The organism is Prevotella sp. E13-27 (genome assembly GCF_023217965.1).
Taxonomy (GTDB): Bacteria; Bacteroidota; Bacteroidia; order Bacteroidales; family Bacteroidaceae; genus Prevotella.
In genome coordinates this window covers 1,927,941-1,948,022 of sequence record NZ_JALPSC010000001.1, presented here as the reverse complement: position 1 = coordinate 1,948,022, position 20,082 = coordinate 1,927,941, and the positions used below count along the sequence as shown (strand labels likewise).

At 48.5% G+C, this 20,082-nt stretch carries 17 protein-coding genes; 12 read left to right on the top strand and 5 right to left on the bottom strand.

Features of this window, described 5'->3' with window-relative positions; all coding sequences use genetic code 11:
- Positions 1-4 precede the first annotated feature (4 nt).
- The 4 genes from M1L52_RS07670 to M1L52_RS07655 all read right to left on the bottom strand — a co-directional run bounded on the left by M1L52_RS07670 (position 5) and on the right by M1L52_RS07655 (position 5,539).
- Positions 5-1,315 carry a phenylacetate--CoA ligase family protein gene (locus M1L52_RS07670; protein WP_248614343.1) on the bottom strand — a complete coding sequence of 437 codons (1,311 nt, stop codon included), beginning with the start codon at positions 1,313-1,315 and terminating at the stop codon, positions 5-7.
- Between the two features lie 158 nt (positions 1,316-1,473).
- Complete coding sequence (gene nagB, locus M1L52_RS07665; RefSeq protein ID WP_248614342.1) at positions 1,474-2,268, bottom strand: glucosamine-6-phosphate deaminase; 795 nt, start codon at positions 2,266-2,268, stop codon at positions 1,474-1,476.
- 50 nt (positions 2,269-2,318) lie between these two features.
- Positions 2,319-3,902 (bottom strand): M6 family metalloprotease domain-containing protein, encoded by a 1,584-nt coding sequence (locus M1L52_RS07660; RefSeq protein ID WP_248614341.1) that lies wholly within the window; start codon positions 3,900-3,902, stop codon positions 2,319-2,321.
- Positions 3,890-5,539, bottom strand: a complete 1,650-nt coding sequence (locus M1L52_RS07655; RefSeq protein ID WP_248614340.1) for a fumarate hydratase — start codon at positions 5,537-5,539, stop codon at positions 3,890-3,892. The genes M1L52_RS07660 and M1L52_RS07655 overlap by 13 nt, the downstream gene beginning before the upstream one ends.
- Before the next feature lie 510 nt (positions 5,540-6,049).
- Between M1L52_RS07655 and M1L52_RS07650 the strand changes: the two genes are divergently transcribed.
- The 5 genes from M1L52_RS07650 to nadB all read left to right on the top strand — a co-directional run bounded on the left by M1L52_RS07650 (position 6,050) and on the right by nadB (position 11,199).
- Entirely contained in the window at positions 6,050-6,580 is a 531-nt protein-coding gene (locus M1L52_RS07650; RefSeq protein ID WP_248614339.1) for a YceD family protein, read from the top strand.
- A 31-nt stretch (positions 6,581-6,611) separates the two neighbouring features.
- Positions 6,612-6,803 (top strand): 50S ribosomal protein L32, encoded by a 192-nt coding sequence (rpmF, locus tag M1L52_RS07645; protein WP_081778395.1) that lies wholly within the window; start codon positions 6,612-6,614, stop codon positions 6,801-6,803.
- An 11-nt stretch (positions 6,804-6,814) separates the two neighbouring features.
- The gene (locus M1L52_RS07640) at positions 6,815-7,807 is read left to right on the top strand and encodes a beta-ketoacyl-ACP synthase III (protein WP_248614338.1); all 993 of its coding nucleotides are present in this window, start codon (positions 6,815-6,817) and stop codon (positions 7,805-7,807) included.
- 215 nt (positions 7,808-8,022) lie between these two features.
- Positions 8,023-9,483, top strand: a complete 1,461-nt coding sequence (locus tag M1L52_RS07635) for a hypothetical protein (protein ID WP_248614337.1) — start codon at positions 8,023-8,025, stop codon at positions 9,481-9,483.
- Positions 9,484-9,615: 132 nt separating this feature from the next.
- Entirely contained in the window at positions 9,616-11,199 is a 1,584-nt protein-coding gene (gene nadB / locus M1L52_RS07630; protein ID WP_248614336.1) for an L-aspartate oxidase, read from the top strand.
- A 153-nt stretch (positions 11,200-11,352) separates the two neighbouring features.
- Here nadB and M1L52_RS07625 read toward each other — a convergent pair whose 3' ends face one another.
- Positions 11,353-11,976, bottom strand: a complete 624-nt coding sequence (locus tag M1L52_RS07625) for an outer membrane beta-barrel protein (RefSeq protein ID WP_248614335.1) — start codon at positions 11,974-11,976, stop codon at positions 11,353-11,355.
- A 159-nt stretch (positions 11,977-12,135) separates the two neighbouring features.
- On the opposite strand from M1L52_RS07625, the gene M1L52_RS07620 reads away from it, so the two are divergent.
- Genes M1L52_RS07620 through M1L52_RS07590 form a run of 7 tightly spaced genes read left to right on the top strand, consistent with a single transcriptional unit; the run spans position 12,136 to position 19,955 of the window.
- A complete protein-coding gene (locus tag M1L52_RS07620; RefSeq protein WP_248614334.1) occupies positions 12,136-12,846 on the top strand; it encodes a biotin/lipoate A/B protein ligase family protein in 711 nt (236 codons plus the stop codon).
- A 19-nt stretch (positions 12,847-12,865) separates the two neighbouring features.
- Positions 12,866-13,981, top strand: a complete 1,116-nt coding sequence (gcvT, locus tag M1L52_RS07615) for a glycine cleavage system aminomethyltransferase GcvT (RefSeq protein WP_248614333.1) — start codon at positions 12,866-12,868, stop codon at positions 13,979-13,981.
- A 60-nt stretch (positions 13,982-14,041) separates the two neighbouring features.
- Positions 14,042-14,422 (top strand): glycine cleavage system protein GcvH, encoded by a 381-nt coding sequence (gene gcvH, locus M1L52_RS07610; protein WP_248614332.1) that lies wholly within the window; start codon positions 14,042-14,044, stop codon positions 14,420-14,422.
- Between the two features lie 19 nt (positions 14,423-14,441).
- Positions 14,442-15,776, top strand: a complete 1,335-nt coding sequence (gene gcvPA, locus M1L52_RS07605) for an aminomethyl-transferring glycine dehydrogenase subunit GcvPA (protein WP_248614331.1) — start codon at positions 14,442-14,444, stop codon at positions 15,774-15,776.
- Positions 15,777-15,793: 17 nt separating this feature from the next.
- Complete coding sequence (gcvPB, locus tag M1L52_RS07600) at positions 15,794-17,200, top strand: aminomethyl-transferring glycine dehydrogenase subunit GcvPB (protein WP_248614330.1); 1,407 nt, start codon at positions 15,794-15,796, stop codon at positions 17,198-17,200.
- Between the two features lie 12 nt (positions 17,201-17,212).
- The gene (locus tag M1L52_RS07595) at positions 17,213-18,538 is read left to right on the top strand and encodes a dihydrolipoyl dehydrogenase family protein (RefSeq protein WP_248614329.1); all 1,326 of its coding nucleotides are present in this window, start codon (positions 17,213-17,215) and stop codon (positions 18,536-18,538) included.
- Between the two features lie 16 nt (positions 18,539-18,554).
- Positions 18,555-19,955 carry a tetratricopeptide repeat protein gene (locus M1L52_RS07590; RefSeq protein ID WP_248614328.1) on the top strand — a complete coding sequence of 467 codons (1,401 nt, stop codon included), beginning with the start codon at positions 18,555-18,557 and terminating at the stop codon, positions 19,953-19,955.
- Positions 19,956-20,082: the final 127 nt, after the last annotated feature.

Genomic DNA, 20,082 nt, shown 5'->3' with positions numbered 1-20,082 from the left:
GCTATTAGAACAGCTTTCTCAAGTCTTTCACACGCACAGCCTTCTTCTCGTCGCTTGCGCCAAGAGAACCTTTCTGAACAAGGCGTACCTTAGGAGTGATAAGAATCTCATCCTTCAGCTGACGTGTTATCTCACGTGTCAGACCCTGTAGTTCGGTATAGTCGTCAGTTTCAAGACGAGCGAGCTCTACATCGATGGTCATAATATCACCGGCCTCAGTGGTCTCAAGGGTGATGAGATAGTCAGTACCAAGCTCTTTGAAGCCAAGGAGAATCTTCTCAATCTGTATTGGGAAGATGTTCACACCTTTGAGAATCATCATATCGTCGCTGCGTCCCTGCAGACGGGCCAGACGCTTGTGATGGCGTCCGCATGGACACTCACCAGGAAGGATGCGCGTGAGGTCACGTGTACGATAGCGAAGCAGTGGCATGCCCTCACGATTAATAGTGGTGAGGACCAACTCACCAAGCTGTCCGTCGGGCACAGGCTCAAGGGTGACAGGGTCTATAATCTCAACGATGAAGTAGTCTTCCCAGATGTGGAGTCCGTTCTGCTCAGGACACTCGAAGGCCACGCCAGGGCCCATCATCTCTGAGATACCATAGGAGTTATATGCCTTCACACCCAGCTGCTGCTCTATACGCTGACGCTGTTCCTCGCTGTGAGGTTCTGCACCGATACACAGCACACGCAGCTTAGTGTCGCGACGTGGGTCAACGCCCTGCTCTCTCATCACCTCAAACACACGCGAAGCGTATGAGGGGATGGCGTGGAGAACGGTAGTACCGAAGTCACGGATGAACTTTATCTGGCGCAGAGTGTTACCTGCTGCTGCCGGCACAGTGAGCATACCCACCCTTTCGGCACCATACTGGAAACCAAGTCCTGCAGTGAACATGCCATAGCCTGCCGAGTTCTGGAACACGTCGTCAGGACGCGAACCGACCATCCACAGACAACGGGCGACAGCCTTTGCCCACTCATCGAGATCGCGCTGAGTGTGCAACACCACGGTGGGGTTGCCAGTGGTACCACTTGACGAGTGCAGACGCACGCAATCCTTCAAAGGCACTGATGCCAGTCCGAAGGGATAGTGCTCACGCAGATCATCTTTTGTTGTAAACGGCAGTCGCTTCACATCGTCGAGTGTGCGAATGTCCTCAGGAGTTATGCCCAGTTCCTTAAAGCGCTCACGATAGAACTCTGAGTTCATGCAGTGGCGCACGGTGGACTGTAGGCGCGACAGTTGGAGTGCTTCCAGCTGGTCGCGCGACATTGTTTCTAGTTCCGGTTCGAAATAAGGTGAATACATGTTTAGTTTAGAGTTTAGAGTTGAGAGATTAGAGTTGAGAGATTAAAGTGTAGAGTGTAGAGTTTGCTACTGCCGGGGAGATAGAGCATGATAACGCTGCAGGACTTTATCAAGGGCGGTAGCAAACTCTAAACTCTACACTCTAAACTTTCCACTTATTACAGAAGGTTGTTACGCTCGATATCCTTGAAGTAGCGGTATGTGCCAACCTTAAGCTCTTCACATGCAGCATCGTCGGCAACGATGATGCCATGCTGATGCATCTGGAGGGCAGAGATTGTCCACATGTGGTTAACGCTTCCTTCAACAGCTGCCTGCAGAGCACGGCACTTAGCATGACCATTAACGAGGATCATCACTTCCTTGGCTGCCATTACGGTGCCTACGCCAACGGTAAGAGCAGTCTTTGGCACCTTGTTGATGTCGTTGTCGAAGAAACGTGAGTTAGCGATGATGGTGTCAGTGGTCAGAGTCTTCTGACGTGTACGGCTGCTAAGTGATGAGCCTGGTTCGTTGAAAGCGATGTGTCCGTCAGGACCAATACCGCCAAGGAACAGGTCTATGCCACCTGCCTCTGCAATCATCTGCTCATAGTGAGCGCATTCTGCAGCGAGGTCTTTAGCATTACCATTGAGGATATGTATATTCTCTTTGGGGCAGTCAATGTGGTTAAACAGGTTTGAGAACATGAATGAGTGATAGCTCTCAGGATGCTCCTCAGGCAGTCCTACATACTCGTCCATGTTAAAAGTAAGCACGTTCTTAAACGATACCTTACCTTCCTGATAAGCTTTCACCAACGCACGGTACATGCCGATTGGAGATGAGCCGGTAGGCAGGCCCAGTACAAAAGGCTTCTCCTTTGTTGGCTTGGCTGCGTTGATACGTTCTACCACATAATTTGCTGCCCACTGTGACATCAAATCATAATTAGGTTCAATAATAAGTCTCATAATACTTTGATTAAAATAAATATAAAGTTTATTTAAATATAAATAGGTGTTTATCTGATAAAGAGTTTTCTCACTGTGCCGTCGGCCTGTCTGACTATGTAGAAGCCACTGGCCTTAGGCTGTGCGATACGTCCGTTTATGTCGTAAGTAGCTGTTATGCCACGAGAGGCGTTCTCCTTAACGGACTCTGCCAGGCCTACTACCCCACCCCCCATGAAGTCAAACGACACCAGTCCGTCGTCATCGACACTAATATTGGTGATGGGCTTTGACAGCATCAGCTCTTCCTTAGCATTAGGATAGTTCATCTTGGCTGCAGGAACAGACGAGTCTGTCAGTTCGTTGTTCACAGCCAACGTTGTTTCGTTAGTCCATGGATATGGCGACGTGCTCAGATAGCGGCTGTTCATGTGACCCGTATTAGCATAGGTTCCCAAGCCTTTTTCGTTCAGATAGTCATCCCATGCATCATAGTCCCTGTTATCGGCATTGAAAAGATGGAAACGGCGTTTGTTTTTGTCAGTATTGACTTTATTACCCTGCCATACAGAACCATCGTAAAAAACATGATAAATGACAAGTCCGCTGCCAGGTGCGCCAGCATCCCATCCTCTCTGCTGTCGGTTCTCAAGGAGCAGCCACTCTGAGTCTGAGTGCTTTATGCGATAGACATCGCCACCTTCAGACACAGGCTTCAAGCCCACTACGGTAGTTGGCTCGTCAAGTTCTTTGAACGAGATCCATCCCATGAGCCACTTTTCCATAGCAGTATATTCAGGCGGGCACCATCCGTAGTTTGTAAAGTTTCCGCCATCCATCAGGTCCCATTCGTCAACAACAGAGAAGCCTTCGCCTGCTGTCGGGTAGATGTCAGGCAGTCCGAGGCTGTGGGTAAACTCATGACTGATAGTTCCAAAGCCGCACGATGCCTTATTCGTCATGGGCCAGTGCTCGCCACTACATGTATAGTTGGAGATTTTCTTCCCATCATGAGTTGTAATAGTAGTGAAAGTGCTCGTGTTTGGCCATATGTGTCCATAGCAGTCGGCAGAGCTGATATTACCAGGCAGACCTGCATAGACATAAATAACCTGTTCCACGTTTCCGTCACCGTTCCAGTCATACTGTGAGAAGTCTATCTCCTGATGGTCGGCTAAGAAAAGGTTTGTAGCCTCAATCATGTCGGTGCGGCCATAGTTACGAGTGCCAGAGCTGGGACTGCTGTAAGGCTGAGCTTTTCCGCTCACCTTGTAAGGGCCATAGACATCAAACTCAAGATTAAGCATTCCGCCTGACTGGTCGCGGAAATAGTCGGCCATACATCCAGGGCCCTGACGTTTATTGTAGCCCGACTGATTAAGAATCTTGTCATATTCGGCTACAGGATTCTCGATGTTAAAGTCCGTATCAGAGAAAGACATGAGTATCACAAGCTGGTGATACGTTTTTTCAGGATTCCAATCGCGATTAATCTGAGGCAGCGCCTTACGCATACCAGTAAGACGTGTCTCTACAACATCGTCGCCGCCCTCAGGCGCAGGCATGCAGTTATCTCTCACGACCTTGAAGTCCTGAGCCGACAGACTCAAGGACAACAAAGTCAGGAAAGATGATATGAGTTTTATTTTGCGCATGGTGTCCATGGCTTCAGCTGCTTAAAGAAGTCATTACCCTTATCATCAACAAGTATGAAGGCAGGGAAGTCTTCAACGTCAATCTTCCAGATGGCCTCCATGCCCAACTCTGGATATTCCACACACTCAATAGACTTGATGCTCGACTGTGAAAGTACAGCAGCAACACCGCCTATCGTTCCAAGATAGAAACCGCCATGCTTCTTACATGCCTCAGTTACCACATCGCTACGGTTGCCCTTAGCAATCATCACGAGTGAAGCACCATTGTCCTGGAACTCGTCAACATATGGATCCATGCGGTTTGCCGTGGTTGGACCCATAGAGCCACAAGGATAGCCCTCTGGAGTCTTGGCAGGTCCTGCATAGAGCACAGGATACTTCTTGAAGTACTCAGGCATGCCCTCGCCAGCATCGAGACGAGCCTTCAGCTTGGCATGAGCAATATCACGAGCCACGATGATGGTACCCTTCAGGTTCACACGTGTTGAAACTGGATACTTAGACAGTTCCTTGCGTACAGCATCGATGCCTTCGTTAAGGTTGATTTCAATACCCTTAGCACCCTCGCCAGGCTTTGCATATTCAGCAGGAATCAGCTCGCAAGGGTTAGAATCCATCTTCTCGAGCCAGATGCCATCGCGGTTGATCTTCGCCTTGATATTACGGTCTGCCGAACAGCTGACACCCATGCCGATAGGACAAGATGCACCATGGCGGGGCAGACGTACGACACGGATGTCGTGAGCCAGTGCCTTACCACCGAACTGAGCGCCGAGTCCAATCTTATGAGCCTCTTCCAGAAGTTTCTTCTCCAATTCAACATCGCGGAAAGCACGTCCAGTCTCGTCGCCAGTCGTTGGCAGCGAGTCATAGTACTTGATAGAAGCGAGCTTCACAGTGAGCAGGTTCTTCTCTGCCGATGTACCACCGATGACAAATGCGATGTGGTATGGAGGACAAGCTGCAGTGCCCAGTGACTTCATCTTCTCTACGAGGAATGGCAGCAACGTGCCCTCATTCTGAATCGTGGCCTTTGTCATTGGGTAGAAATAAGTCTTGTTGGCTGAGCCACCGCCCTTTGCCACCATGACGAAGCGATACTCCGCACCCTCCGTTGCCTCAATGTCTATCTGTGCAGGCAGGTTGCAGCGGGTGTTCACCTCGTCATACATGTTAAGAGGAGCATTCTGTGAGTAGCGCAGGTTATCCTGCGTGAAGGTATTATAGACGCCACGGCTCAGAGCCTCTTCGTCCTCGAAGCCAGTCCACACCTGCTGACCCTTTTCACCATGGATGATGGCTGTACCAGTATCCTGACAGAAAGGAAGAATGCCCTTAGCTGCTACGTCGGCATTACGAAGGAACTGCAGAGCGACATACTTGTCGTTCTCAGATGCCTCAGGGTCATTGAGGATTGCTGCCACCTGCAGGTTGTGTTCACGACGGAGCATGAACTCCACATCGTGGAAAGCCTGCTGTGCCAACAGGGTGAGTGCCTCTTTCGTTACCTTAACTATTTCTTTACCTTCAAACTGGCTGACGCTTACGCCTTCCTTCGTCAAGAGTCTGTACTCGGTCTTGTCTTCGCCCAACTGAAACATAGGGGCATACTTGAATTCTACAGGTGTTGCCATAGTCTTAAATCGTTTTCTTCGTTTTATAAAGTATTTGTTAGTTTATAATTTCAGATTCAACTTACACCATATTTATATATATAGCGGCAGCAAAAGTACAACAAAAAAACGAAACCTACAAAGAACATTTCCGTTTTTTGCGCAGTTAGCATGCAATTTAGACACTATAGTGATGTTAGGCAGACAAAAACGCAATGCAGTTTTGTAAGAACAAAATTACAAACTCGTCGAGTTTGGTAACCAAAGTCGACGAGTTTGGTCACCAAAGTCGACGAGTTTGGTTTTCCGTTTAGTAAGAACGCCATTACCGTTTAGTAAGAACGCTATTACCATTTAGTAAGAACAAGAATGCAGAAAGGTAAGAACAAATAAACGGAAAGGGCCGGACAGCAAAACGGGCCAATAATCATGCACACCGCACTTACATGTGTGCAAGAATAAAAAAAACATCGAAAAAATGAATCGTTTATAAAAAAAAGTTTGTAACTTTGCATCCCAAAAAGCGATTAAATGTGTAGTTTAGAGCAGTTTAAGATTGATTTAAAGGCAGTTACTGATGGCGAGACACCATTTCAGTACGAGCTGGACAACCAGTTTTTCGCAGCTTTAGACGACGCTGAGATACAGGAAGGCTCATTGCATGTGTCAGGGTCTATACGCAAGACAACTGGCTTTTACGAGTTCCAACTATGTATCAGCGGCACAGTCCAGATTCCCTGCGACCGTTGTCTCGAAATGATGGCACAGCCCATTGAGACAGAGTCACACTTCACTGCGAAGCTGAAAGAGAACGAGGACAGCTCCGAGCAGGATGACATCATCATGGTAAGCGAGAACGAGGGCGTTCTCGACATATCGTGGCTCATCTACGAGGCTATAGCCCTGGCGGTACCCATCCAGCACGTTCATCAACCTGGCGATTGTAACGATGCAATGATGCGAGTGCTCACTGAACATTCGGCTGCCCGAAGCAGCGATGCGGACGCCAACAACAAGGAGATAGACCCGCGATGGAGCGCGCTGAAAGATTTAAAATTTTAATTCAAACATTCAAAAAATAAATTAATAAATTATGGCACATCCTAAAAGAAGACAATCAAACACTCGTACAGCGAAGCGTCGTACTCATGACAAGGCAGTAGCTCCTACACTGGCAGTTTGCCCTAACTGTGGTGCTTACTATGTTTACCACACTGTATGCCCAACATGCGGATACTACCGTGGTAAGGTTGCTATCAAGATGGACGAAGAAGTAGCTGAATAAACATCAGGCAAATGGGTAAGATTAACGCGATCATCACCGGCATAGGCGGCTACGTGCCCGACTACATCCTTACCAACGAGGAGCTGTCGCGCATGGTTGACACCAATGACGAGTGGATTATGACGCGTGTCGGAATCAAGGAGCGCCGAATCCTCACAGAAGAGGGTCTCGGCACTTCTTATATGGCACGTAAGGCTGCCAAGCAACTGATTCAGAAGACGGGCGTTGACCCAGATACCATTGATGCACTGATAGTTACTACATCGACAGCCGACTACAAGTTCCCATCAACGGCCTCAATCGTTCTGGGCAAACTCGGACTGAAGAATGCTATGGCATTCGACTTCTGGGCTGCATGTTGCGGATTCCTCTACACGCTTGACGTGGCAGCGACAATGATTGAGTCGGGCCGCTACAAGAAAATCATCGTCATAGGTGCCGACAAGATGTCGTCGGTGACCGACTACAAAGACCGTTCCACATGTCCGCTCTTCGGCGACGGTGCAGGCGCAGTGCTTCTTGAAGCTACTGAAGAAGAAGGCATAGGAGTCATAGACTCATATCTGCGTACAGACGGCAAGGGACTTCCATTCCTTCACATGAAGGCCGGCGGTTCTGTTTGTCCTCCAAACCACTTCACCGTGGATCACCGTCTGCACTACATCTATCAGGAAGGACGCACCGTGTTCCGCTATGCTGTTACCAACATGAGCGATGACTGTGCACTGATAGCCGAGCGCAACGGTCTGAACAAGGACAACATTGCCTTTGTGGTGCCTCACCAGGCAAACTTGCGAATCATTGAGGCTGTTGCAAAGCGTCTGGAACTGCCCATGGATAAGGTCATGGTCAACATTGAGCGCTACGGAAACACCTCAGCAGCTACGATACCTCTCGCTATCTGGGAGTATGAAAAGCAGCTGAAGAAGGGCGACAACCTCATCCTCACTGCTTTTGGCGCAGGCTTCGTTCACGGAGCACTCTACCTGAAGTGGGCATATTAAAGGATTTTATAATCAATCAATACAAAGACAGCCTTGCCGGTACAATGCCGAGCAAGGCTGTTTTTTTCCATTATGAACAGTTTTTTCGCAGAATTATCAAATAAATGTCGAATTTCCTTGGACTTTATAAAAAAATAACATATCTTTGCAAAATCTAATAGCAAAACAACAATAACTTCAAATCATTTATTTAATACTTACCTAATATTCAAACTATGAAAAAGAATGTTTCTATGAGAATCTTTGCCAGCATCGTATTCTTGATGATGGCAATCGCGACATGGGCTCAGACAAAAGAAGCAGCCTACCCTGCTGGTTCATGGCAGACAACAGACTACGAGAGTGGCATCGTTATGCTCGAGATCAGCCGCACAGCCAATTCAGATGGCAACTGCGGTACGTTCAGTTATGAAGGCGGCGAAGGCAACATCAACTCACCACTGAAGTACAAAGGATCAGCAGCCGACAACAATTACATCTTCGAAGTTAAGGTAAATGGCGCTACTGAGACCATTCAGGTGAAGAAATACCGCACAGACGGTACAATACACGTACAGTTGACTGAGGTAAGCGACGGTCTGAAGAACATGCCAGGCATCGGCGACGAGATGATACTTATCGTAGGCAACGGCAGCGCATACGACCCAACATTCGACGTGATGACAGAAGAAGAGCTGCAGAATGCAGTTAAGGAGGCACGCGAGAATGACTTGCGCGCTGATGGCTTTATGGAGAACGACGAGAGCGGCAATTTAACAAGTGAAAGCAGCAGCTATTCAAGCGAGAACGACAATTATTCAAGCGAGAGCAGCAGCTCAAGCAGTTCAAGCAGTAGAAGCAGCGGTTCAAGCCAGTCGTTAGAGGAAACCATTCTCGGCATACTTCTGTTGCTTGCAATACTATTCATGTTCTTCCACATGCTCTATGTGCTGTTCTGGCCTCGCGTCTTTGAGATGATCTACAAGAAGAAGCATCCATCAGTGATATGGAAGACTACTGTTGACGAGCAGATGGCTCTTCGCCGTGAGGAAGGACTGCCAGAGACAATGCCTGATTCAGAGACAAATATGTACGTTGACAAGCTTAACCAAGTATTCGACACATGGACTCCTGTGCCAGGAGAGACCGACCAATGGATTATCACTACAAAGAAACAGATGGACGAGTCAAGAGCTGCCATCAGAGAAGCTCTTGATGCACACGTCACCGATCCTGATGTAGTAGCAAGAATCAACGAGCTTGTTGATTGTGTTGAGTCTTCAAGCAAGCGACTGTTCGATGGTTCGAAGGTCATGGTATGGATCACTATCATCTTCGCAGGAATCATGTGGTATGCCTCAGGTTTCCAGTCATCACTGTTCTTCTTCTTCAGCCTTGGTCTATACTATATGGCAAGCTTGAAGCCTGTCTTCATGATTGACCACCGCACATTCAAGGGCAGCTCAGGTCGCGGCGCACTGAACTGGCTGCTTGGCGGCGTGTTCGGCATGATATTGGGAGCACAGACTGTTCGCACCGTAACGAAGTGGAGTGACGGTACAACGACAACCGACGATGACCACACCCAGCACCTCGTAGCATGGGCGATAGCCATCATAGTCATGGTTATTCTTGTCATCTTCCTCTTCGTATGGTCACTGGTTAACTGGCTACGAAACTACGTGATATACAAATAACCGAGTATCACAATATGATTTGTGCCATAATTAGGCAACAAATACAAAAGTAAGATAAAAAATTTGGCATTTTAAGCGCATAGTAGTACCTTTGCCGAGAAAAACCTGACGAAGAAAAGAAAAACGATACAAATGGTTTATAAATACGATTTTCTTATCATAGGAGCAGGCGTAGCTGGTATGAGCTATGCGCTTAAAGTGGCAAGAGCACAAAAAGGTTCAGTATGTATCATCTGTAAGACATCGCTTGACGAGGCAAACACTTCGTTTGCACAGGGAGGTGTCGCTTCCGTAACGAACCTTGCTGTCGATAATTTCGAGAAGCATATAGAGGATACGATGATTGCGGGTGACTACATCTCCGACCCGAAGGCTGTAGAGCAGGTAGTAAGGAATGCACCTGAGCAGATAAAAGAGCTGGTAGAATGGGGAGTGAACTTCGACCGCAAGGAAGACGGCAACTTCGACCTTCACCGTGAGGGCGGTCATTCAGAGTTCCGCATCCTACATCATGCCGACGACACAGGTGCAGAAATACAGCGCGGACTGATGGCTGCTGTAAGGGCTTGTCCAAACATTACTATCAAGGAGAACCATTTCGCCGTAGAGATTATAACACAGCACCATCTTGGTGCTAAAGTAACGCGTCGCACGCCATATATCTACTGCTACGGCGCTTATGTCCTTAATCCACAAGAGACTGTTGACACCTACCTAGCCAAGGTAACACTTATGTGTACCGGTGGCTGCGGAGCTGTTTATCAGGCCACCACAAATCCTGTCATTGCGACAGGCGACGGCGAGGCAATGGTTTATCGCGCAAAGGGAACGGTGCAGGACATGGAGTTTGTACAGTTCCACCCCACAGCGCTCTACTCTCCTGGCGAGACTCATCCGGCGTTCCTCATCACCGAGGCAATGCGCGGCTACGGCGGCATACTGCGACTACCCAATGGAGAGTCGTTCATGGAGAAATATGACGAGCGCCTGTCACTGGCACCTCGCGACATAGTAGCCCGTGCCATAGACAAAGAAATGAAGATTCACGGTCTGGACCATGTGTGTCTTGACGTTACCCACAAAGACCCTGCTGAGACAAGGAAGCACTTCCCCAACATTTACCAGAAGTGCTTGTCCATGGGCATAGACATCACCACCGACTATATACCTGTACGACCTGCCGCCCACTACATGTGCGGTGGCATAAAGGTGGACCTCAACGGTCAGTCGAGCATTGAACGTCTCTACGCCATCGGCGAATGTTCATGCACAGGACTGCACGGTGGCAATCGTCTTGCATCAAACTCACTCATCGAGGCTGTTGTATATGCCGACGCAGCTGCAAAGCACTCACTGGAGCATATTGACCTCTATGACTTCAACGAAAAGGTGCCTGAATGGAACGATGAGGGCACGATGACTAACGAGGAGAAGATTCTGATAACGCAGTCAGTAAAGGAAGTCAATCAGATCATGTCAAACTATGTAGGCATTGTGCGCAGCGACCTGCGCCTGCACCGCGCATGGGACCGTCTTGACATGCTCTATGAAGAAACAGAGAATCTCTTCAAACGTGTTAAGGCATCACGCGACATCTGCGAACTCCGCAACATGATTAATGTGGGATACCTCATCACGCGCTTTGCCCTTGAGCGCAAGGAAAGCCGCGGACTGCACTACACCGTTGACTATCCTGTTCACGCATATGATAAATGAGGTGAGAAGTTAGAGGTATATCTTAATTAATCACAACGGATTACACGGATTTCGCGGATTCCATAAGTTACTGGTTTTCAGTAGGGCTTAAATCCGCAAAATCCGTGTAATCCGTTGTTTTTAAAAGAAATATTGTTTTTTAAATATGTCTCATCAAAGATTAACGCCTACATTCAGAAACAAGGCGTTTCCATGACGGGCATGAACGTCATCCTTTGCTATATTGGCAACACCGAACTGATAGCCTGCCTCTATATACAGATGGTTATACTCGGCACCACAACCTATCTTAAAGCCCATGTCGGGACGACTGTAAACGTCCTTGTATGAGCTCACGCTGGTATCACTGACCTTATTGATAATACTACCACCTGCACCGAGTGCAAAATAAGGGCCCACAAACGGAAGCACAGCCCAGTCATCACTTACCTCGAAACCATACTTTATCAGGATAGGAAGTTCAAGATAACAGAGGCTTGTAGTCACCTCACCACCAGCAATATTCTGCTTAGCGCCTCTCTCAGTATAATAAATTCCTGACTCAAGGCAGATAGGTGTCTGCTCACTTACATGCAAACCGAGAGCAAAGCCAAGGGTCATACCAGTCCTACTCTTGAATCCTCCCGTACCATCACCGGAAATATTTGCGAAGTCAACACCAAGACGTATTCCATAGTACAATGTACTCTCACTGATTGACACTTCGCCACTGTTATACTGTGCGAAAGACGGTGCCGCAAAAAGCACTGCAAGAAGAGAAATTAGAAGCTTTTTCATTACTATTTTGGTTTTTACGATGCAAAGATAATAATTTCTTGTGAAGACGGCACTCTTTTTTCAAAAAATAGTGATTGAATCATTTGGCACTTCAATAAAAACTTCATACATTTGCAGAAATAAATTGCTAACCTTCAAAGATTTGATTGTTTAATACGTATGAAATACGTTGTCTTACCAGAGCGTGGCATTCGGCGGTTATCGTTCTATCTCGCTATGGAGGAATATGTGGCTCGTCAGTTTGACGAAGCCGACCTTTTCTTCCTGTGGCATGTAGAGCCAAGCGTCATCTTCGGTCGCAACCAAGCACTTGAAGCCGAGGTTAACGTTGACTATTGCCGCGAGCATGACATCAAGATCTACCGTAGGAAAAGCGGTGGCGGCTGTGTTTATGCTGATAAAGACAACCTGATGCTGTCATACGTCAGTTCTGAAGAGAATGTAAACTTTGCCTTCAACACCTTCATCGGGATGATTATCCTTGTGTTGCGCCGCATCGGCATTGAAGCTGTAGGCACAAGTCATAACGACGTGCTCATCGCTGACAAGAAGGTATGCGGCACAGCATGCTATCACCTGCCAGGGAAGAGCGTTGTTCACAGCACCATGCTCTACGACACCAACATGGAACACATGCTCAACGCCATAACGCCAAGCAAAGAGAAACTGGAGCAGAAAGGAATAAAAAGCGTGCGCCAGCGCATAACTCTTTTGAAGGATCACACCTCGATGAGTTTCGATGAACTGCAGTCACACATAAGAAGCACCCTTTGCAATGGAGAGCTGCTACTGAGTGCCGATGATGTGGCTGCTATCGAGAAACTTGAAGAATCCTATCTGAAAGAAGAATTCATAAACTTAATACCTTAAAAATAATACAGAAAACAAAATGGGAGTACAAACAGAACCAGAAAGAAAGGACAAACGCACGTGTCTCTACGAAAAACACGTAGCTCAAAAAGCGATGATGGTATCGTTCGGTGGCTTCGAGATGCCGTTACAATATGTAGGCATCGCCCCTGAGCATCAGGCTGTTCGCGAGCGCGTAGGTATGTTCGATGTTTCTCACATGGGTGAGGTAACAGTACGCGGCAAGGACGCCGAGGCTTATGTACAGCACATCTTCACCAACGATGTTGCAGGCGCGCCTGTAGGCAAAGTGTTCTATGGAATGATGTGCTATGAGAACGGCGGCACAGTAGATGACTTGTTGGTGTATAAGATGGGAGAGAACGACTTCTTCCTCGTCATCAACGCAGCCAACATCGAAAAAGACTGGGCATGGATGCAGCAACAAGCTGAGAAGACGGTCTTTGACATTGAGCTGCGTAACATGTCGGAGCACTATGGACAACTGGCAATACAGGGACCACAAAGCGAAGATATAGTAGAACGCGTATTAGGACTGCCATGCAGCGAAATGACATTCTACACTTGCAAGATGGTAGCACCTCAGGACATTATCATTTCACGCACCGGCTATACCGGTGAGGATGGGTTTGAGATCTATGCTTCTCATGCGTACATCAACGAATGCTGGGACAAGCTTGTTGCTGCCGGTGTACAGGCATGCGGACTGGGATGCCGCGACACCCTGCGTTTCGAAGTGGGTCTGCCTCTCTATGGCGACGAGCTGTCAGCCGACATCTCACCTGTCATGGCAGGACTTACAATGTTTGTCAAGTTCGACAAGCCTGAGTTCATAGGGCGCGAAGCTCTTCTGAGACAGAAGACAGAGGGCACAGCGAAGAAACTTGTAGGAATAGAGTTGCAGGACAAAGCCATACCACGTCATGGATATGCCGTACTAAACAGCAGTGGCAACATCATCGGTGAGGTCACCACTGGCTACCATACTCTATCCAGCGATAAGAGCGTCTGTATGGCACTCATTGACAGCGAGTATGCGAAGCTTGGAACAGAAGTAGCAGTACAGATCCGCAAGAAGGTATTCCCTGGCATCGTAGTGAAGAAGCGTTTCTACGACAAACATTACAAACAATAAACGCAAGACTGTAAACAATAACCATTTAATAATAACTAACAATTTAAAACTAACAGAAATATGGCAACAGTAAAAGAAGGACTCTACTACAGTGAGTCACACGAATACGTAAGAGTAGAAGGCGATTTTGGCTACATCGGCATTTCTGATTATGCACAGCACGCGTTGGGCAATGTGGTATATGTTGACATGCCCGAGGTTGACGATGAAGTTGAGGCAGGCGAAGAGTTTGGCGCAGTGGAAAGTGTGAAAGCTGCCAGCGACCTTATTGCTCCTGTCAGCGGCACTGTCATTGAGGTAAACGAGGCACTGGAAGATCAGCCCGAGCTCATAAATCAGGACCCATGGGAGAACTGGATTATCAAGGTAGAGCTTACCGATAAGACCGAGCTCGACAGCCTCATGGATGCAAACAGCTACGCAGAGTTCTGCAAAGAATAAATAATTACGCAATTCTGAAATGTACAAATATTTTCCGCATACCCCATCCGACCTGCAGGAGATGCTACAGAAGGTGGGTGTTAAGAGTCTCGATGAGCTCTATGCCGAGATTCCCGAGGATATCCGTTTCCATGGGGATTACGACTTGCCTTCAGAGTTGAGCGAGATAGAGGTACGTCAGCTATTTGAGAGCCTTGGCTCACAAAACAAACAGCTCACCTGTTTCGCCGGAGCCGGCGTCTATGATCACTACACGCCCTCCATCATTCCAAACCTGCTGTCGCGTTCAGAGTTCTTGACAAGCTATACCCCATATCAGGCAGAGATATCACAAGGCACACTGCACTACATCTTCGAGTATCAGTCAATGATGACAGAACTGACGGGCATGGACATCTCCAATGCCTCTATGTACGACGGCACCACAGCCACTGCCGAGGCAATGATGATGGCTGTTGCTGCAGGAAAGAAGCAGAAGACAGTGCTCATCTCTAAGACAGTTGACCCTAAGACGATTGAGGTAGTTAAGACCTACGCCCACTTTCAGGGCATCAACATCGAGATGATTCCTGAAAAGGAAGGTGTCACCGACCTCTCAACGCTCAACTCTCTGCTCTCGACTATCGACGACGTGGCAGGTGTCATAGTGCAACAGCCAAACTATTTTGGCATTGTTGAAGACTACACAGGCTTTGCCGACTCCATACACGAGAAGAAAGCGCTCTTCATTATGAACAGCATCATTGCCGACCTCGCAGTGCTGAAGACACCTGCCGAATGGGGAGCAGACATTGCTGTAGGCGATGCGCAGTCGCTTGGCATTCCCATGCAATGGGGCGGACCTTATGTAGGCTATATGTGCTGCACAGAGAAGCTCATCCGCAAGATGCCTGGCAGAATAGTAGGACGCACCGTTGACAACCGCGGACAACGTGCTTTTGTGCTCACCCTTCAGGCTCGCGAGCAACACATCCGTCGCCAAAAAGCCACATCGAATATCTGTTCCAATCAGAGTCTCATGGCGCTGTGGGTAACCGTTTACTGTTCATTAATGGGTAAGCAGGGACTGCGCGAAGCGGCAGAGCTGTCATACTCAGGCGCACACTATCTATGCAACAAGCTTCTTGCCACTGGTCATTTCACGCTCGTCTATGACAAGCCGTTCTTCAATGAGTTCGTGGTTCGTTTCGACGGCGATGCAAACATTCTGCGTCAGTTCCTTCTAAAGAACGACATCTTTGGAGGTGTCATGGTGGCTGAGGACCAGATAATGTTTGCTGTCACAGAGAAGCGTACTAAAGAAGAGATAGACCGTATGGTTGAGATGACAAACTTTTATCAAGGTGTAAACTAACTCATTCTGGAATCGTCATGAATAACAAATTATACGGAAATCTTATTTTCGAATTGTCACAGCCTGGCCGTCGCGGCTACTCTCTGCCGAAGAACCGCTTCGGTGATTACGAGGTACCTGATTCCATGAGACGCAAGAGCGACGCTGCTCTTCCTGAATGCGACGAGATGACTGTCGTTAGACACTATACGAACCTGTCGGCAAACAACTTCGGTGTTGACAACGGTTTCTACCCTCTGGGCAGCTGCACAATGAAATACAACCCGAAGATAAACGAAGAGATGGCTTCTCTGCCACAGTTCGTCAACTTGCACCCCCTTCAGCCTGCCGACACCACTCGCGGTGCTGAGGCTGTATGCACACTGCTATCCAAATCGCTTTGTGCGCTGACGGGGCTCCACGCATTCACTCTCAAGCCCTTCGCAGGCGCTCATGGTGAGCTTACGGGACTGATGGTTATAAAAAAGTATCACGAGAGCCGTGGCGACATGGCTCGCCGTCTGGTCATCGTGCCCGACTCTGCCCATGGCACTAACCCTGCCTCTGCCGCCGTCTGTGGCATGGACATTATCGAGGTGAAGTCGCTTGCCGATGGCACCGTCGATGTAGAAGCACTTAAAGAGCTGTTGACTCAACACAGCTCTGAGATTGCTGCTATGATGATGACAAATCCTAACACTCTCGGACTCTTCGAGCGCCAAATACCTGTGATAGAGAAACTTGTCCATGAGGCTGGCGGTCTGATGTACTACGATGGTGCCAACCTCAACCCTATGCTCGGAGCAGCACGTCCTGGTGACATGGGCTTCGATGTGATGCACATCAACCTCCACAAGACGTTCTCCACGCCTCATGGTGGTGGCGGTCCTGGTGCGGGTCCTGTTGGCGTGCGCAAAGGACTGGAGCAGTTCTTCCCCACCGTATCGCCCTATCATGGAAACTTCGCAGTAGTCATACGTGCCTACGCCTATATCCTCTCGCTCGGTCGCGAGCACATAAAGGAAGTGGGACCATTGGCAACGCTCAACGCGAACTATATAAAAGAGTCGTTGAAGGATGTTTATGAACTACCTATAGAGGGGTTGTGCAAACACGAGTTCGTATTCGACGGTCTGAAGGACAAGTCCACAGGCGTTACCACAATGGATGTGGCAAAGCGTCTTCTCGACTATGGCTACCACGCTCCTACAATCTACTTCCCTCTGCTGTTCCATGAGAGTCTCATGATTGAGCCAACGGAGAACGAGTCGAAAGAGACCATTGACAGTTTCATCGCTGTGATGCGCAAGATTGCCGAGGAAGCAAAGACAGACCCAGAGCTAGTAAAGTCGGCACCCCACAACACTCCCATCGGGCGTGTTGATGATGTCCTTGCAGCCAAGCATCCTGTGGTAACGTGGAGTCAGTTGAGAATTGAGAGTTGAGAATATGGAATTATGAATAGTTGTGATCTGATAATCATTGGTGCTGGCCCTGGTGGTTACCGCACCGCTGAATATGCCGCGAAGAATGGTCTGAAGGTAGTAATCTTCGAAGGAGAGCATGTGGGAGGCACGTGTCTCAACGTGGGCTGCATACCGACAAAGACCTACGTACATGCAGCGTCGTTTGAAGAGGCTGTAGAGCGTCAGCCGCAAGTAGTAGAACAGTTACGCAGCGGTGTGGAGACACTTCTCTCCCACCCCAACATCACACTTGTACGTGAGAAGGGACGCTTCGCTGATGAGCATACCGTGGAGGGATGTACGAGCGGTGACCGCTTCGTCGCCCCGAACATCATCATTGCTACAGGCTCTCAGACTAAGTGGCTACCGCTACCCGACCTTACTGATCCGCATCTCGTTGACTCTACAGGACTGCTACAGTTGAAGCAGCAGCCCAAGCGTTTAGCTATCATCGGTGCCGGTGTCATAGGCATGGAGTTTGCCTCCGTATTCAACAGATTCGGAACGGAGGTGACCGTCATTGAATATCTAAAGGAATGTCTGCCTACGCTCGACAGCGACATAGCCAAGCGTCTGCGCAAGACTATGGAGAAAATGGGTGTGACGTTCAACATGCAGTGTGCCGTGAAGGCTGTTGAAGGTGGTGCAGTTGTGTTCGAACGAAAAGGAAAGACGGAGTCGATAGATGCCGATGTCATCCTCATGGCAACAGGACGCAAACCACACACCGAAGGGCTAAACCTCGAAGCTACCGGCATTACCCTCGCGCCTAATGGCTGCATCCCCGTTGACAACGACTTCCGCATCTCAACTCCCCTCCCCTCGGGAGGGGTTGGGGGTGGGTCTCTCTTCGCCATCGGCGATGTCAATGGTCGTCAGATGCTGGCCCACGCTGCTGAGATGCAAGGCATTCACGTAGTAAATCAGATTCTCGGCCATCAAGACAACATTCGTTTTGGCATCATGCCTGCAGCAATCTTCACCACTCCCGAAGCTGCGTGCGTTGGCAAGAGCGAAGACCAGTTGAAGACTGATGGCACCCCCTATGAATGTCGCAAGGCATTCTGGCGTGCCAATGGCAAGGCACTGGCAATGAACGAGACGGAAGGAATGCTGAAGCTCTTCAGCACCCCGCCTTCGGAGGGGCAAGGTGGAGGTCGCATCCTTGGCTGTCATGCCTATGGTGCCCACTCTGCCGACATTGTTCAGGAGGTCAGCGCCCTGATGTGTCTCGGTGCCACCGTTGAGCAGCTCCGCGACATAGTACATATTCACCCAACACTCGGCGAGATTCTGCTTACAGCTGCCGAGCAGTAGCGTAATAAGACAAAAGATGATGCGTTTACACATAACAGCGAAGCTCGTAGCCACCGTTTTCTACATGGCTACCTGTTTCGCTGTCTTTTCTTGCAAACCAGAAGGCAGCTGTGCTGACCACGTAAACCGCATGCTAAGCACAGCCATAGCGACTGAGGACAGCGATGCTGTTGCAGCGCTCGACATCTATGAGGAAGCGCTCGACATTCTTGGTCATTGTCCCGACACCACCTTACTCCGCGAGACTCATTTCCGCATGGGACTGCTCTTCTTCCGTAATGCCCTGCCCGACGAGAGTATTGTTGAACTGAAAGAAGCAGCACGCCTTGACTCCGTACTATGTGACACCATATCATGGCAAAAGACATTGCGCAGCATAGCCCTTGCCTATGAGAGTATGGGACTATACTCTTCTGCACGCGAGTCCCTACGCAGAGTAATAGAGGAGATGCCAGACAACTACTCTCCCAACTATGGTCACATATACAGTGACTACTACACTCGCTACAACGAGATGCAGACCATGACAGACGAAATAGCCGATGCCCATATTGAGAATATAGACCATCTCACGCCTAAAAGCACTGAGCTGGAGTATATCTATGAAGGGTGGATAGCTGAACGAAACGGTGATTATGAAAGAGCCATTAGATGTTACAGAAAACTCTCAAAGAAATACTCTTATTATGTCCGTGCCTTCGGTCAGCTCCATACAGCCCGTATTCTTATGTCTCTCGGTAAGAAGGAAGAGGCATGTGAGAGTCTCAACGAATATGAGGAGAGCAACGGCATGATTCGCAAGGGAGAGAAAATCACCAAACAGCTGTTGCAGCATCACGCCAACTATCAGGACCGTCGTGCCCAGCGAGAGATAAGCAAATTGTCACAACATAACGAACATCTTATCCGTATTATCGTAATAGTCACGACACTTACCCTACTCACCATTGTCTTTCTAATTCTGCTGCTTCACATACACCGCCAGCGCCAGCTCATCCTAAAGTTCAGAATTGATAAAATGCGCCAGTGGCGTGAAGAATATCTTACCAGAGGTGATGACAGAAACAACGATAAAAGCAAAGCCACGCAGCAAAGCGACATCTTCAAGTTACTGAAGCTAAAGCTCAATGGCGGTGACAACAAACCAATGACAGACTCCGACTGGGATTCACTTGAACAGTCCATAATTAAAGACTACCCACATTTCCGTCAGCGCCTATATGACCTCTGCCGACTGTCCACTCATGACTATCACATATGTCTGCTTCTGAAGACTGGCATGAAACCAAGTGACATTGCACGCCTCACCATACGCAGCGACGAAGCCATATCATCCACTCGTCGCCGTCTCTATCAACGCGCTTTCGGAAGTAATGGCAGCCCATCCGACTGGGATGAAGTAATAAAAACCTTATAACAGAACTCCTTAATAATCAAGATGTTGCAAAATGCACACTATTTTGCACACTCGTTTTTTGTAACATATTACCGCAAATGCGATATATTTGCAGCAAATTATTTCAAACCTAAAAACAACACATTAT

Bases quoted from the DNA above. Each gene is read 5' to 3' on its own strand.
- M1L52_RS07650 (WP_248614339.1), top strand. From the start codon at position 6,050: ATGTGTAGTTTAGAGCAGTTTAAGATTGATTTAAAGGCAGTTACTGAT.
- M1L52_RS07640 (WP_248614338.1), top strand. From the start codon at position 6,815: ATGGGTAAGATTAACGCGATCATCACCGGCATAGGCGGCTACGTGCCC.
- gcvPB (WP_248614330.1), top strand. From the start codon at position 15,794: ATGAATAACAAATTATACGGAAATCTTATTTTCGAATTGTCACAGCCT.
- gcvT (WP_248614333.1), top strand. From the start codon at position 12,866: ATGGGAGTACAAACAGAACCAGAAAGAAAGGACAAACGCACGTGTCTC.
- rpmF (WP_081778395.1), top strand. From the start codon at position 6,612: ATGGCACATCCTAAAAGAAGACAATCAAACACTCGTACAGCGAAGCGT.
- nadB (WP_248614336.1), top strand. From the start codon at position 9,616: ATGGTTTATAAATACGATTTTCTTATCATAGGAGCAGGCGTAGCTGGT.
- M1L52_RS07635 (WP_248614337.1), top strand. From the start codon at position 8,023: ATGAAAAAGAATGTTTCTATGAGAATCTTTGCCAGCATCGTATTCTTG.
- M1L52_RS07670 (WP_248614343.1), bottom strand. From the start codon at position 1,315: ATGTATTCACCTTATTTCGAACCGGAACTAGAAACAATGTCGCGCGAC.
- M1L52_RS07590 (WP_248614328.1), top strand. From the start codon at position 18,555: ATGATGCGTTTACACATAACAGCGAAGCTCGTAGCCACCGTTTTCTAC.
- M1L52_RS07620 (WP_248614334.1), top strand. From the start codon at position 12,136: ATGAAATACGTTGTCTTACCAGAGCGTGGCATTCGGCGGTTATCGTTC.
- gcvH (WP_248614332.1), top strand. From the start codon at position 14,042: ATGGCAACAGTAAAAGAAGGACTCTACTACAGTGAGTCACACGAATAC.
- M1L52_RS07655 (WP_248614340.1), bottom strand. From the start codon at position 5,539: ATGGCAACACCTGTAGAATTCAAGTATGCCCCTATGTTTCAGTTGGGC.
- M1L52_RS07660 (WP_248614341.1), bottom strand. From the start codon at position 3,902: ATGCGCAAAATAAAACTCATATCATCTTTCCTGACTTTGTTGTCCTTG.
- nagB (WP_248614342.1), bottom strand. From the start codon at position 2,268: ATGAGACTTATTATTGAACCTAATTATGATTTGATGTCACAGTGGGCA.
- M1L52_RS07595 (WP_248614329.1), top strand. From the start codon at position 17,213: ATGAATAGTTGTGATCTGATAATCATTGGTGCTGGCCCTGGTGGTTAC.
- gcvPA (WP_248614331.1), top strand. From the start codon at position 14,442: ATGTACAAATATTTTCCGCATACCCCATCCGACCTGCAGGAGATGCTA.
- M1L52_RS07625 (WP_248614335.1), bottom strand. From the start codon at position 11,976: ATGAAAAAGCTTCTAATTTCTCTTCTTGCAGTGCTTTTTGCGGCACCG.